The organism is Aquimarina algiphila, from assembly GCF_947494415.1.
GTDB lineage: Bacteria > Bacteroidota > Bacteroidia > Flavobacteriales > Flavobacteriaceae > Aquimarina > Aquimarina algiphila.
The window spans coordinates 17,839-32,964 of the sequence record NZ_CANLVC010000005.1 but is presented as its reverse complement, the minus strand read 5'-3'; the positions used below and the strand labels follow the sequence as shown (position 1 = coordinate 32,964).

Annotated in this window: 13 protein-coding genes; 10 read left to right on the top strand and 3 right to left on the bottom strand. The window is 32.8% G+C overall.

The window, feature by feature from the left end; all coding sequences use genetic code 11:
- The first annotated feature begins 108 nt into the window (after positions 1 to 108).
- The 5 genes from fbp (at position 109) to PQF96_RS09100 (ending at position 4,579) form a co-directional block, all read left to right on the top strand.
- On the top strand, positions 109 to 1,107 hold the full coding sequence (gene fbp, locus PQF96_RS09120; protein ID WP_109435869.1) for a class 1 fructose-bisphosphatase: 999 nt from the start codon (positions 109 to 111) through the stop codon (positions 1,105 to 1,107).
- Between the two features lie 262 nt (positions 1,108 to 1,369).
- On the top strand, positions 1,370 to 1,723 hold the full coding sequence (locus PQF96_RS09115) for a fructose 1,6-bisphosphatase (RefSeq protein WP_109435870.1): 354 nt from the start codon (positions 1,370 to 1,372) through the stop codon (positions 1,721 to 1,723).
- An 18-nt stretch (positions 1,724 to 1,741) separates the two neighbouring features.
- Positions 1,742 to 2,566, top strand: coding sequence for a cell envelope biogenesis protein OmpA (locus PQF96_RS09110; protein ID WP_109435871.1), 825 nt, complete (start codon positions 1,742 to 1,744; stop codon positions 2,564 to 2,566).
- Positions 2,553 to 3,047, top strand: a complete 495-nt coding sequence (locus PQF96_RS09105) for a Rab family GTPase (protein WP_109435872.1) — start codon at positions 2,553 to 2,555, stop codon at positions 3,045 to 3,047. The genes PQF96_RS09110 and PQF96_RS09105 overlap by 14 nt, the downstream gene beginning before the upstream one ends.
- A gap of 2 nt (positions 3,048 to 3,049) precedes the next feature.
- Positions 3,050 to 4,579, top strand: a complete 1,530-nt coding sequence (locus PQF96_RS09100) for an ATP-binding response regulator (protein ID WP_271765844.1) — start codon at positions 3,050 to 3,052, stop codon at positions 4,577 to 4,579.
- Between the two features lie 32 nt (positions 4,580 to 4,611).
- Here PQF96_RS09100 and PQF96_RS09095 read toward each other — a convergent pair whose 3' ends face one another.
- Positions 4,612 to 5,043, bottom strand: a complete 432-nt coding sequence (locus PQF96_RS09095) for a tellurite resistance TerB family protein (RefSeq protein WP_109435874.1) — start codon at positions 5,041 to 5,043, stop codon at positions 4,612 to 4,614.
- Positions 5,044 to 5,188: 145 nt separating this feature from the next.
- Here PQF96_RS09095 and PQF96_RS09090 point away from each other — a divergent pair, with 145 nt between their 5' ends.
- Together PQF96_RS09090 and PQF96_RS09085 are read left to right on the top strand one after the other, a co-directional pair.
- Complete coding sequence (locus PQF96_RS09090) at positions 5,189 to 6,907, top strand: AraC family transcriptional regulator (RefSeq protein WP_271765843.1); 1,719 nt, start codon at positions 5,189 to 5,191, stop codon at positions 6,905 to 6,907.
- Positions 6,908 to 7,033: 126 nt separating this feature from the next.
- Positions 7,034 to 7,279 carry a hypothetical protein gene (locus tag PQF96_RS09085; RefSeq protein WP_271765841.1) on the top strand — a complete coding sequence of 82 codons (246 nt, stop codon included), beginning with the start codon at positions 7,034 to 7,036 and terminating at the stop codon, positions 7,277 to 7,279.
- Positions 7,280 to 7,430: 151 nt separating this feature from the next.
- Here the strand turns inward: PQF96_RS09085 and PQF96_RS09080 are convergent, their stop codons facing one another.
- Positions 7,431 to 7,667: a hypothetical protein gene (locus PQF96_RS09080; RefSeq protein WP_271765839.1), complete on the bottom strand. Its 237-nt coding sequence runs from the start codon at positions 7,665 to 7,667 to the stop codon at positions 7,431 to 7,433.
- A gap of 106 nt (positions 7,668 to 7,773) precedes the next feature.
- Positions 7,774 to 9,393, bottom strand: a complete 1,620-nt coding sequence (locus PQF96_RS09075) for a vitamin K epoxide reductase family protein (protein ID WP_271765838.1) — start codon at positions 9,391 to 9,393, stop codon at positions 7,774 to 7,776.
- 585 nt (positions 9,394 to 9,978) lie between these two features.
- Between PQF96_RS09075 and PQF96_RS09070 the strand changes: the two genes are divergently transcribed.
- From PQF96_RS09070 to PQF96_RS09060, 3 genes are read left to right on the top strand one after another with little or no spacing between them, the layout of a single operon-like run.
- Positions 9,979 to 11,004: a ligase-associated DNA damage response exonuclease gene (locus PQF96_RS09070; protein WP_271765836.1), complete on the top strand. Its 1,026-nt coding sequence runs from the start codon at positions 9,979 to 9,981 to the stop codon at positions 11,002 to 11,004.
- Positions 11,001 to 12,632, top strand: a complete 1,632-nt coding sequence (locus tag PQF96_RS09065; protein ID WP_271765835.1) for an ATP-dependent DNA ligase — start codon at positions 11,001 to 11,003, stop codon at positions 12,630 to 12,632. The genes PQF96_RS09070 and PQF96_RS09065 overlap by 4 nt, the downstream gene beginning before the upstream one ends.
- Complete coding sequence (locus PQF96_RS09060) at positions 12,632 to 15,121, top strand: ligase-associated DNA damage response DEXH box helicase (RefSeq protein WP_271765833.1); 2,490 nt, start codon at positions 12,632 to 12,634, stop codon at positions 15,119 to 15,121. Before PQF96_RS09065 ends, PQF96_RS09060 begins: the two co-directional genes overlap by 1 nt.
- Positions 15,122 to 15,126: the final 5 nt, after the last annotated feature.

Sequence of the window (15,126 nt, the reverse complement as noted above, 5' to 3'; positions counted from 1 at the left end):
ATATTATATCTTTTGCTAATTATTAAAGAGGTTTGATAATTTAAACTTACGAAAACGTTATAGTTACTTAAAAAATAATACTTTTGCACCAAATAAATTTCACCATAAATGACAAGAAAAAACCAAACCTTAGGAGAATTTATTATTGAAAATCAAAAAGATTTTCCATATGCAAGTGGAGAACTTTCGCGTTTGATTAATTCAATAAGATTAGCTGCAAAAATGGTAAATCATGAGGTAAATAAAGCTGGTCTGGTAGATATCACAGGAGCTGCAGGAGAAACCAATATCCAGGGTGAAGATCAGCAAAAACTTGATGTTTTGGCGAATGAAACTTTCATTAATACTCTTACTAACAGAGAAATTGTATGTGGTATTGCCTCTGAAGAAAATGATGAATTTATTACAATAAAAGGTCAAAAAAATGACCATCGAAACAATTATGTAGTTCTTATGGATCCTCTGGATGGTAGTTCTAACATAGATGTTAATGTTTCTGTAGGGACTATTTTCTCTATATATAGAAGAGTTACTCCAACAGGAACACCAGTTACTCTAGAAGATTTTTTACAACCAGGAAATTTACAAGTCGCTGCAGGCTATATTATTTATGGAACATCAACCATGCTTGTGTATACAACAGGGCATGGGGTAAATGGATTTACTTTAAATCCTGCATTAGGAACCTATTATTTATCACATCCTAATATGAGATTTCCTGACGACGGCACTATTTATTCTGTCAATGAAGGTAATTATATTCACTTCCCTCAAGGTATTAAAGATTATATTAAATATTGTCAAGAAGAAAAAGAAGATCGTCCTTACACCTCTCGATATATTGGTTCATTAGTAAGTGATATTCATCGTAATATGATAAAAGGAGGAATCTATATGTACCCTAGTACCTCTACATCGCCTAATGGTAAACTTCGTTTATTATATGAATGTAACCCTATGGCTTTTATTACTGAGCAAGCCGGAGGGAAAGCAAGTGATGGCTATAGACGAATTATGGACATAAAACCAACCGAGTTGCATGAGCGTACACCTTTTATTTGCGGTAGCAAAAACATGGTCGAAAAGGTAGAATCTTTTATGGAATAAGTTATTATGTCTCTATGAGCTTGTTTAAAAACTCTAAATTAAACTTTTTTACTGTCAATGTGTAAAGGAATAGTTGTATATTTATACTATTCTATACCATTCATATCCCCTAAACTTTAAGAGTAAACACAGCATACAATCTTCCCTAAAAGAAGATGATAACCTTATATAATTAACATTATAACCCATTAACATTATGTTTTTAGCGTTTTTATGTTAATTTTACGTATAGTGTAAAACAAAAATCTAATAAACCGACCAAATGGCTAAAGAAAATAAAGCTATTGAAGAAAAAGTTGATAACGATCCTTCATCAAAAATAGAAGCAATAAAAAATCTGATTTTTGGAGAAAATATTGCAGCTTATAATTCAGAGTTCGAAAAGGTAAAAAAGGACATTGCGAATAAGAAAAAAGAACTCGAAAACTTCATAGAGGATTCTCGTGCAGAACTTAATCAAGCTATAGATAATTTAAGCACAGATATCAATATTAGAATTACAGAATTAGAAGATAATCTTGCCGAAAGGGCAGAACACTTAGATGCTAAAAAGGTTGATAAAAAAGTATTGGGAGATCTTCTTATTTCTTTGGGTGAGAAAATAAGTCAAAAGTAATCCAGGATATCCAAGAGTATGGAGGAACAGGATAAACTTAAGATTCTTAAAGAACTTCTTCTTACCGAAGAAAAAGAATTTGCTGACTCTATTGCTCAAAAAGTAGAAGAACTAACCAAAATTGTTCATCAGAAAAAAGAACTTTCTCATAAAGTTGATCCCATTATTGATGATAAACTAGAGGAGTTTGTACAAGAAATCCCAAAAACTCTGGGACCAACCATCACAGAAGCATTAAAAGAAGAAATTAAAAATTCTCAAGACGCAGTAGTAGAAGCTTTGTTTCCTATTATCGGTAAAATGATAAAGAAATACATTGCTCATGAAATGAAATTGCTTAGCGAAAATATCTCCAGAAAAACCAAACAAGCATTTTCTTTTAAAAACTGGTTTCGTAGAACCAAAGCAAAAGTACAGGGAGTAAGTGAAGGCGATCTTGCCATTAGTGATTATGCAAAACCAAGGTTAATCCAAATGTTTGTGGTCGAAAAAAACTCTGGAATATTACTGGCGGACTATAGTCCGCTATCTGATGGAACTATTGATAAAGAAATGGTCGCTGGTATGTTAACCGCGATAAAAAGTTTTGTAGAAGATGCTTTTCAGGGAGGTGATCAAAACTTAGAATTAATAGAATACGAATTATATACTATACATATTCAAAATTTTTATTCGTATTATGTAGCTGCGGTAATTTCTGGAGCATATAACATGATGTTCAAGGAAGTTTTGGAAGATCAAATTATAGATTTTGCCAAAAATTATATTTCTAGTAAAGATTTAGAAGATAGTACCCTTTTTACTAAAAAATTAAAAAAACATTTTGCAGATGAAATTGTCTAAAAAAGTAGTGCTTTTAGGACACTTTGGTGTCGGAAAAACGTCATTGTTCAGACGTTTTATTGACAATGAATTTTCACAAGAATATAAAGTAACTCTTGGAGTTCAGATTAAGAAAAAAATAGTACAATTGCCTGACGGAAGAGAATTATCTATGATTATTTGGGATGCCGAAGGACATTCTAACAGTGTAGAAGATACCCGTAAATCTTATTTACTAGGATCACATGCTTTTATTTATGTTTTTGACCTTGCCAGGGAAGAAACCTATATAAATATTAATAAAGATCTCGAATATCTAAAAGAAAACTATACCAAAGTACCAGCAAAAGTATTAGGTAATAAATTGGATTTGGTTAATGAAAAAGAAATTAGTGCACATCTTAAAACCAACAATATACCTTTCGATTGCTTAACCAGTGCAAAAACGAATAAAAATGTTCAGGATTTCTTTTCTGACCTGGCTGAAGAAATAACGAAGTGAGTATGGCAGACGAATTGCAATTTAACCCCCAAGTACAAGTTCTCAAAGTATCTTATGATGGAATCATCAAAGCAACCGACAAGAACCTTTTTAACTGGCCCAAGCAGTCCTCTATTTTTGATGCTCATCCTTTTTTTGAGATTCTTAGAGAATTTGAACAAAGTGATTATAGTAATCATACTGCATTAAATTTTCCTTGTATTCATTTAGAAGATAGTGATTCAGAAAGAATCTGTGACATTACTATAACATTCGAAAAGGAGGAAATCACCATTATTCTTTTTGATTACACTTCAAAATACAAAGATTTAAATCAAATAGCACAGCAAAAAAACGAATCTATTCTTTTAGCCAAAGAACTAGAACTCAAAAACAAATATCTTCTGGAAAAAGAAGAATTCAAAAATAGTTTTATTGCTAATATTAATCATGAAATAAGAACCCCTTTAACGAGTATATTAGGGTTTGTAGAGGTACTTGAAACCACAAAATTAACTTTTGAACAGGAAGAGCTTGCTAGAATTATAAAAAGAGAAAGTCGACATCTTAACGCTCTTATTGATGATATGATTGATCTCTCTAAAATAGAATCAGGAACATTAAAGATCGTAGAAGAACGTTTTCCTTTTAAGGATATCATGGATGGATTTCGTGAGTCTTATTCTAAAATGGCAGAGGATAAACAAATCGTCTTTGAGACTAATATTGATCCCAACATTCAGGAATATCTGATTGGAGATAGAACAAGAATACATCAAATTATAAACAACCTCCTTACCAATGCCTTTAAGTTTACTGAAGAAGGAAAAATTACTTTATCGGTCACAAAAAACTATCAGCGTACCAATAAACTAAGCCTTACTTTTAAAATTGAAGATACAGGAATTGGAATCCATGAAGAAAACTTACCTCATCTGTTTGAACGTTTCTCACGATTTGATCAGGACAAACAAATTCCGGGAACTGGTTTAGGGCTTGCAATTGTAAAAAACCTAGTTGATCTCCTCAATGGAGAAATAAAAGTAACTAGTGAACCCGAAAAAGGCACGACATTTAATGTCAAATTACCTTTTAAATTTGAAATCACAAAAACTGCTCCTAATAGAAAAAAGAAAAAATATACACTCCCAGAGAGTTCAAATAAGTTTAGAGTGTTATTAGTAGAAGATGAAGAGATTACTCAATATCTCATTATGAAAATACTAATCTCTAAAGGCAATTTTTTTGTTGATATTGCTATCAATGGCCAACAGGCTATAAATTATATTGAGCGCCGTAAATATGATCTGGTTTTGATGGATTTAACGGTTTCAAAAATTGATGGATACCAGGCCACCCATATGATACGTAATAATTATGGTGATAAGTTTATTTCTGGGGTTCCAATTATAGGTTTTTCTGGAAAATCCAATGATACCGCAAGAGATAAATGTATTAGATCAGGAATGGATGATTTTATTGCAAAACCTTTTGAACAAGAAGAATTGATGTATAAAATCATAAAGCAAATAGCAAAAAAGGCTGCCGAATAGGCAGCCTTTTTACATCGTAAAAGAATACTAAATTATCGATTCATATTTTTAATCTCGTCTGCAAAGGTATCTCCATCGACTCCCTGATTTACAAGAATTAAAGCTTTATCAACAACATATTTTGCATTTTCTGATCTAAAACCCAAACCAATGCTCAGTTTCTCTAATAAAACCACTTGTCCTTCACCTTTAACATGATCAGCATATACCATCTTTGCCAGGTCAAATAAACGCTCTAATCTTTTATCATAACTTGTTGGAGGGTTAATCGGATGTGTATTATAATCCTTTAAAATTTCCTTGTAATCATTATCAGAAATATCCAGTCTCCTCGCTAATCTATCCAAAAAGGCCTTCTCTTCATCTGTAATTACCCCATCAGTCATGGCTACTTTAACAATTGCCGCAAAATGGTCCTGGTTTCTCTTCTGAAATCCACTATCAAATAAATCAGATATTGACATCATGTACTTTTGTTTAATTTGCCGCAAATATAACTAAACTATACACCTTTTAAAATTTATAATTATGCTTTTTTTCGTATCATTCTAAAATTATTAATCACTATCTAAATTTAGAATTCCTCATTTATTTCAATATTTTTAACCCATGCGAACTCACTTACAAGATAGATCAAAGATCTTAATAACGATCTTTTTTTTGTTAATTACGGTTTTTGGGTACTCCCAAAAATTTGTGATCCCAGACTCTTTACAAGGAAAAACAATTGATGATATTGAGGACTTAATCGATAAATATTCCAGAGACTCCATCAAAGTTGTCTTTTTTTCAAATGTATTGCTTGCTAAAGCAAAACGAGAAAAAGACACCCTAGGATTAGCAAAAGGCTATTTTCAGGTATCTTTTAATCATTTTAACAATTCACATAAGCGTATAACTTATTTAGATAGTTCTATTGCAATTAGTAATTCCTTAAAACATAAAAAATATCCAGCAGTTTCCTATATCAGTAGAGCAGGAGCATACAAACAAATTGGCAATTATAACAAAGCATTAGACGATTACCTTGTTGCTTTAAACTTAACTGATAAGGTTAATAATAGCCTTTTTTATGATATAAAACATAATATAGGAAGGTTAAAAGATGAGATCGGAGAATATGAAGAAGCAAAGGAAATGTATAAGGATATAGTAATCTATGAAGATCAAAATAACATCAACGGAAGAAAGCATTTGATTACGATTTTAGGACTTGCGAATACCTATAGAAAACTCCATACAATAGATTCGGCAGCATATTATAGTAAAATAGGAATTAGAAAATCTATGAAAGATAATCTTTCTGTTTATTATCTATTTGTCTTAACAGAAGGAATTATTTCATATAATAATAAACAGTATAAGGCATCATTAGATAGCCTCAACAAATCTATTCCATATATCGAAAAATACGAGTCCCACAATATGGGATTTATAGTTGATGGGTATCTGCATTTGAGCAAAATATATGAGGCGCTTGATGATACAGAAATGTCACTAAAATCCTTACAAAAAATTGACTGGTATTATGAGAATCTCAATTATACATCCATAGAAATGCGAGAAGGATATGAATTGCTAATTAACTATTATAAATCGATTGATGATAAGAATACACAACTACACTACATCAATAGATTATTTACTATAGATAGTATCCTGGATAGCAACTATAAGAACCTTAATAAAAAGATTACCAAAGAATATGATACACCTCAATTATTAGAAGAAAAACAGAACCTCATTACTGTTTTAGAACAAAAAGAAAAAACAGCCACCTTAAAATACAGTATTGCAGCATTTTTAATTATTGTTCTCATCATTTTTTTTACCTATATGTATTACAAAAATACACAATACAAGAAACGGTATAAAGAAATTATGCAGCCAAAAAATGAAGACGATGTCGAAACAGCAGACTCTCTAGATTCGATCAAAAATAAAGCTGAAACAAAAGTCATTGATATCCCTGAAAATATTGTCAAAGGAATTTTAGAAAAGTTAACACAGTTCGAAGAAAAAAAGGGTTTTTTGTCTCGTAATATAACTATTACCACATTAGCTAAAAAGTTGAATACAAATTCTAAATACCTATCCAAAATCATTAATCAATACAAACAAAAAAGGTTTAGTTTATACATTAACGAATTACGAGTAGATTATGTAATTCGTACCCTTAAAGATGATCCTAAATTCAGGCGATATAGTATTAAAGCAATAGCTCGAGAAATAGGCTATAATAATGACAGGGCTTTCTCAAAAGCTTTTTATCAAAAGACTGGAGTATATCCTTCATATTTCATCAACCAACTAGAAAAAGAAAAATAGTTAACTAGTTGTTAATCAGGAATCAACAAGTGCCTTTTCCCAGAAAACGCATTATAACTTTTCTAATACCCGCATTATCGATTGATGTAATTTATATCTTTGTTCAGAACTTAAAAGGAAAAATTAATGGCACACAAAAAAAGGAAACAAAAACTTAGTTTACAGAAAATTAAAATTACAAAGCTTAATCGAAATAACTTCTCTGTAATAAAAGGAGGAGATACTGAAATACCTATAGATTTTTCAAATTCTCTTTGTCATACAGATACTTGTCCAACAGATCAACAATCAGATAATTGTGCTAGTTTAGCAAAAAACAATGGTTGTTCTGGTACTTGTAGAACAAATAACAGACAGTGTGGTTTAATTTAAAAGTACTAAGTAAAGTTAGTTTATACCCCCTATTATAACTTCAAGCTATCTATCTGATTATATCTTGTTGCAAAAAAACAGATAGCCCATATTTATAAAATCTATAAGTATGGGCTAATGTAGTATGATACGTTTCTAGACTATTTTATTACTATTCTGATCTACATGTACCTGCGTTAGTACCAAATCCCATAGGACGGCAAACATTACATTCAGAATCATAGCAATCATAAGCAGTAAGATTACATATTCTTCCACAATTACCAGCATTTCCACCACCAGGGAAAGTTGTTTCCTGAAATTCTCCTCCAGATACCCGCTTTAACTCAGATCTATTGAGTGTCTTAGCTCCTTTTTTAAGTAAATCATTTACATTAACTTTTTTCATTATTAAAAATTTAAACATTAGAATTGTATCTGAACATTTAGAGACATTCAGAATATATGTCTATTCAACGCGCGAAAAATATTGTATGAAATTTGTAATCAAATAGTTACACTAATTCATAGTGAAGATGATTTTCTTCTTGTAAATCCTCTATGAAATAGATCAGATCCTCAATAGAGTATTCCTCTCTATTAAACACATAATTATTAATCAATAATGTGGGAGTGAGGTATACTTTCTCATTAATACCCCATGTTTTTTGTTGTTCTAGTATTTCTATAATTTTTTGGTCTATATTAATCAACTGCTTATCTGACCATTTCTCTTTATCACTATTATCCAAGGCATATACTTCGTTTAAGGCAATTCTACATCTATTCTCTCCTTCTCGTTGATATAAATGCAGTAAATGATGAGAAATCAATGTAGCCTTATCTTCTGTATCACTAAAATCAACACTGAACCTAATACGTACTTTAACCGATTCAGAATATACATCAAGGATTTTTTCGACTCCTTCATGAGCACTTTTACAATAAGAACATAAGGGGTTGGTAATCAAAGTCAATTCTATTGGCGCATTTGGATTCCCCAGAATTATTTCATTATGAATGTTGATATTAGGTATTGGATCTTCCTTAAATAATGAAGCTTTAAAAAAACTGAAATTACGTTTGAATTTCAGGTTTTGTACTTTCAAAATAGATAACTCTTTTCCTTTTTTTAATAATGGCTTTACAAATAACCATCCCACAATAGCGAAAGACATACTCATTAAAAACATTAATACCTCTTTTAAAGATGTGGATAACAATTCGGTCAAAAAAGATGATGAATAAAGAAATGTACTAAAAAACTGAACAAGCAAAACACCAACAACACCAAGGCATAGAGGGCACCATTTTTTGATCACAATCCATTGGTATAAAATAGAATACAAAACAACAGGAAGGCTCAGATAACTTGTAAAAACAATCAATGTATCAAATGACACAGTGTTCATTGAATTGAATATCCATAATAAGATTTGAGATGAGAAATAAATAATTCCCATATCACTTAGCTTTAAAACACCAAACAATGAAGCTCCCTTAGAATTAATAGTGGCCTCACAACTTGTTTTTTCTGAAGTATTACAAAATTTGGCTAAAACAGTAGAGTTATATCCTATCTCTTGCTGAATGATCAATACACTAATGGCGATCCCTATAACAGAAAAACTGAAAGAAAGAAGTTGAAATATACTTACACCAGACATTAAAAAAACCGATGTAATAATAATAGAAGTGATGATTTGTGTAATTGAATTGAAAGAAGTTATTTTCCCGGCTCCTTTTTCTGCAATATTCTTTTCTTCAAGGTGTATACAAATCGTAATACCAGACCATATTTTGATAAAATCTTCTTTAGAAATGTTTCTTTTTTCTTTCTTATCCGTTTCTAAAATCAGTTGGTTTCCTTTTTTGGTAATTATTGCTAATTGTGGACCTTTTTTGTCTACAATATGTGCCAAAAAGTGCTCTGGCAATTCTGATAGTATCGAAAGTTCTTTTTCTAACTCTAAAGCATAATGACCGATTCCTAAATGATTAAAAAGATCAATCACTGCTATTAAATTAGGAAAATCAGGATGACTTAACAACTGAAGATTTAATTCATCCATATTAAAACGATATCCCGAAATATCCAGATATTTTTTGACAATATGAGAAATAGGAGTTTTCAAAGTAAAAAGTATTTTTAGAATAAATTTTAGATTTTTTGAAACGTGCTTATAGGCAATTTATGAAGCCAAATATAGTTGCAATACGATCATTGAGACAAGGAATAGCACGTTCAATTCCATGAAAAGGGGCCTCTAACAAAATCTATAAAGCACTGATTTTAAATACATTTACATTCCATTTCTAAAACTTTAATATTTTATCATAAAACCATAAAATATGATACGAAAGCTTATATATTCTTAATAAATATGTCACTTGTTTTATGTAACTCAAAATACCATGCATCGGTTTTTAAACGCTGGTTTTAAAAAAAGATAATAAACAACTCCTAATATTTTCATAAACACTTTCTAATAGATAGAACATTTATTATTTTTCATAAAATCACCTTTATATCTTGAACTCATTTTGACTTTTGGATTAAAGCGAAAATTGAGGGTTTTTGTGCCCAATTGAAGACTTTTTTAAGTTACATAGCAGAGCTACGGAAGGAAAAAAAGACAAAAAGTGGGTAAAAAAAGCTAATTTTTAGCCAATTGAAAAAGTCAAAATGAGTTCCTCACAAAAGATTTAAGGTCAATCCAATGAAAAAACCACTTTTAGAATTTACTAATAAAGGCATTTATTGCGCTGCTGCCAATGTCTATCTGGATCCATGGAAACCCGTAGACAAAGCCATTATTACACATGGCCATTCTGATCACAGTCGTTGGGGACATAAACAGTATATTACTCATCATACTAACATACCCATTATCAAACATCGATTAGGAGATATTAATGTATCCGGTAGAGCGTACGGAGAAATATTTAGTATCAATAATGTAAAGTTTAGTTTTCATCCTGCAGGGCATATTGTTGGGAGTTCTCAGATTCGGGTAGAACACAAAGGCGAGGTATGGGTATTTACAGGGGATTACAAAATTGAAGATGACTCCATATCTGTTCCTTTTGAACCTGTACAATGTCATACCTTTATCACCGAATGTACTTTTGGGCTTCCTGCTTTTAAATGGATTCCACAACAAGAAGTGATGAGTGACATTAACGAGTGGTGGGCGCAAAATCAATCAGAAGGAAAAACCTCTGTCCTATTTGGGTATTCACTCGGTAAAGCCCAACGATTGATACAACATTTAGATTCTTCAATTGGTAAAATATATACACATGGTGCTGTAGAAAACATGAATGAAGTTATACGTACTATTGTTGATCTGCCAACCACTACGCTCATTACGAATCAAACCAAAAAAGAAGAACTTTCTGGTAACATAATCATTGCACCTCCTAGCGTTCATGGTGGTACATGGATAAAAAAAATGGTCCCCTATGTCACAGCATCGGCTAGTGGATGGATGGCTTTTCGTGGGGCAAGACGCAGAAGAGCTATCGACAAAGGTTTTGTATTGTCTGATCATTGTGATTGGGAAGGATTACTATCTGCAATACGAGAAACAGGAGCTTCTAAAATCATAAGCACACATGGATATACTGATATTTTTTCTAGATATCTAAGAGAAATAGGATATGATGCACGTACTGAAAAAACACAATATGAAGGGGAACTTTCAGAAATAGAAACAGAAAAAGGAAGTGAGGTTATAAAATGAAACGCTTTGCTCATCTTATTAAAACATTGGACAGCACTAATAAAACCAATACAAAAGTAGCAGCATTAGCTTCTTATTTTGAAAATGCACCTGATGAAGACAAAGTATGGACTATTGCTATCCTATCTCATCGTCGTCCTCCACGTCCTGTAAATACAACATTGCTTAGAACATGGGCTTCAGAATTAGCAAATATCCCATTATGGTTATTCGAAGAATCGTATCATATTGTTGGAGATTTGGCAGAAACTATCGCACTAGTAATTCCCACCTCAACAGAACATTCAGAAAAAAGTCTAACCCAGTTTCTTCAGGAAATGATCGCTCTTAAAAAACAAAGTGAGGATCAAAAGCAATACTATCTGCATGAAAATTGGAAAACCTTGAATTATTATGAACGTTTTGTATTTACCAAACTCATCACAGGAGGATTTAGAATAGGTGTTAGTCAAAAACTTATGACTAAAGCACTCTCAAAAGCTGTAAACATCGATGAAGACATTCTTGCCTATAAGCTTATGGGAAACTGGGACCCTAATACAATTTCATTTCACGATTTGGTGATCCAGGAAAAAGCAACCGATTTTTTGTCCAAGCCCTACCCTTTTTATCTCGCATATGCTATCGAAGATAGTATTTCTGACCTGGGAAATGTTCAGGATTGGTATGTGGAACATAAATGGGACGGAATACGAGCACAGGTTATTGTAAGAGAAAATGAAATTTTTGTGTGGAGTCGTGGAGAAGAACTCGTTACTGATAAATATCCCGAATTTCAAGAGTTTTTACATGTACTGCCCAACGGAACTGTCTTGGACGGAGAGATTCTTCCTTTTCCTGATGGAAAAATAGGAACTTTTAACGACCTGCAAACCCGAATTGGCAGAAAAACAGTTTCTAAAGCGTTACTAAAAAAAACTCCGGTGGTCCTAAAGGCTTATGACCTATTAGAATGGGAAGGAAAAGACATCAGGAATCATCCATTTTCTGAACGAAGAGCACTTCTGGAAGACCTTTATCAGAATATAAACCACCTTGAACCCGTTGAAGGATTCATGAACAAAACTCCACTTTTATTATCTCAAAAAATATCTTTTACCAGCTGGGATGATGTAGCAAAAGAACGAGAACGATCTCGTGAAGTGTCTTCTGAAGGATTGATGCTAAAACGAAAAGACGCTCCATACCTGGTTGGACGAAAAAAAGGGAATTGGTGGAAATGGAAAGTTGACCCTTTAACGATTGATGCTGTTTTAACCTATGCAATGCGAGGACATGGTAGACGATCAAATCTATTTACCGATTATACGTTTGGGCTTTGGAATAAAGACAAGACCGAGCTGGTTACTTTTGCCAAAGCATATTCTGGACTAACAGATGCAGAATTCAAAAAAATCGATACATTTATTAAAGCCAATACGCTAGAACGATTTGGCCCTGTTCGAAGTGTAACCGCCGAGTTAGTTTTTGAAATTGCTTTTGAAGGTATTGCAATTTCTAAAAGACATAAAAGCGGAATTGCAACTCGTTTCCCCAGAATCTTAAGGTGGAGACAAGACAAGAAAATTGATGAAGCCAATACCCTTGAAGATTTGAAAGCTTTAATTCCAAATACCAGTAGTGAATAATGACGCAGAAAGAGCTCTTTCATATCGGTGAATCCTGGTTTTTACAACAAAACTGGAAAGTCTTTCCGTTTCAGAAACAAGCATGGAAAGCTTTTCTTCAAGGAAAACATGGACTCCTTAATGCTCCTACCGGAAGTGGTAAAACATATGCATTATGGATTCCAATTGTTCTTAATTACATCAAAAACAATCCTGACTACCAGACTAAACATAAAAAGGGTCTTAAAGCGATATGGATTACTCCGCTTCGCGCACTTTCTCAAGAAATCAAACAGGCAGCAGAACGTGTAACCAAAGATTTAAATACTCAGTTAACTGTTGGCATTCGAACCGGAGATACCACTCAAAAAGAGCGCGCTGCACAGAAACGAACTATGCCCGATCTTTTGATTACTACTCCAGAAAGTTTACAATTATTATTGGCATCAAAAGGGTACGATAAAACCTTTAAAAACTGTTCTGCCATTATCATTGATGAATGGCATGAATTGCTCGGCACTAAACGAGGGGTGCAAATTGAGTTAGGTACATCCAGATTAAAAACTATCGCACCTCAACTAAGAATCTGGGGGATATCGGCTACTATTGGAAACCTTGAGCAAGCGCAGGAAGTATTATTAGGGTCAAATTCTAAAGCACTAGAAAATTCGGTATTGATCAAAGCCAATATCAAAAAGAAAATCAAGGTGCAAAGTATTATTCCGGATCAAATGGAGACTTTTCCCTGGAGAGGTCATCTCGGTATCCATTTACTAGATCAAGTAATTCCTATCATCAGAAAAAGTAAAACCACATTATTATTTACCAATACACGGTCGCAATGCGAAATCTGGTTTCAAAAAATATTAGAACGCTATCCAGAATTTGCGGGAGAAATGGCTATGCATCATGGTAGTATTAATAAAGAAACCAGACTCTGGGTAGAGCAAGCTATACGCAATGAATCTTTAAAAGCTGTAGTCTGCACCTCTAGTCTTGATCTTGGAGTAGATTTTGCTCCTGTAGAGACTATTATTCAGATAGGTGGTCCAAAAGGAGTAGCTCGGTTTTTACAACGTGCCGGACGAAGTGGTCATCAACCTGGAAAAACAAGTGTAATATACTTCCTCCCAACTCATGCAATAGAATTAGTTGAAGCTTCTGCATTGCAGCAGGCAGTGCAACAAAATACTGTAGAAGATCGTATACCTTATCTTAATAGTTTTGATGTATTGGTACAATACCTTACGACACTTGCTGTTTCTGATGGGTTTTATCCTAAAGAAATATATCCAGAGATCAAAAGTACGTTTTGCTATCAGGCCATGACTTCTGATCAATGGAGATGGATTTTAAATTTTATTACCATAGGAAGTCAGAGTTTGCAATCTTATGACGAATACAAAAAAGTAACGATTGAAGAAGATGGTTTGTTTAAAGTTAATAACAGAGCTATTGCAATGCGCCATCGATTACAGATTGGTACTATTGTTAGTGATGCCGTACTTACTGTAAAATACTTAAAAGGTGGTTTTATTGGTAGTATTGAAGAGTTTTTTATCTCTAAACTCACTCCAGGTGATGTCTTTACCTTTGCTGGCAGAAATCTAGAATTAGTTCGTATTAAAAGCATGCAGGTTCTGGTTCGTAAATCCAGTAAAAGAACCTCAAAAGTACCTAGTTGGATGGGCGGGAGATTAACACTCACCTCACAAATGTCTGAACTATTAAGACAAGAACTTTACAAAGTTGCTCTTCCTAATGATGCTTTATCAGATGGAAAGAAAAAGTTATCGAAAGAATTAAGATCTCTATCCCATATTTTCGAGAGACAACAAAGGGAAAGTATTGTGCCCGGATCTGGTCAGTTTCTTATCGAAACCTTTAAAACCAGAGAAGGATATCACGCTATTTTTTATCCTTTTGAAGGACGTTTTGTACATGAAGCTTTAGGAAGTTTACTTGCTTATCGCATTAGTTTACTCTCTCCTATCACTTTTTCCTTAGCGTTTAACGATTACGGATTCGAACTCCTTTCTGATCAGGAAATCGATATGCAACAGGTGATCGATAATGATTTATTTACCACCAGTCACCTACATCAGGATTTGCAAAAAAGCTTAAATGCCACAGAAATGGCCAGGCGTAAATTTAGAGATATCGCTGTCATATCAGGAATGGTATTTACAGGATACCCCGATAAAATACTAAAAAGCAAACATCTGCAATCAAGTTCTCAATTACTTTTTGATGTGTTTCGGGATGATGAACCAGACAATCTATTATTTAAGCAATCTTTTACAGAAACTTTTGAACATCAACTCGAAGAAGGTAGGTTACAAATAGCATTAGAACGTATCGAAAAACAAGAAATCGATTGGAAACGATGTGAAGACCCTACTCCATTCTCATTTCCTATCATCACAGATCGTTTATCTCGAGAAAAACTATCCAGCGAAAAACTCGAAGATCGAATTAAAAAAATGACAAAAATACTATTAAAGAAATAAGCGTA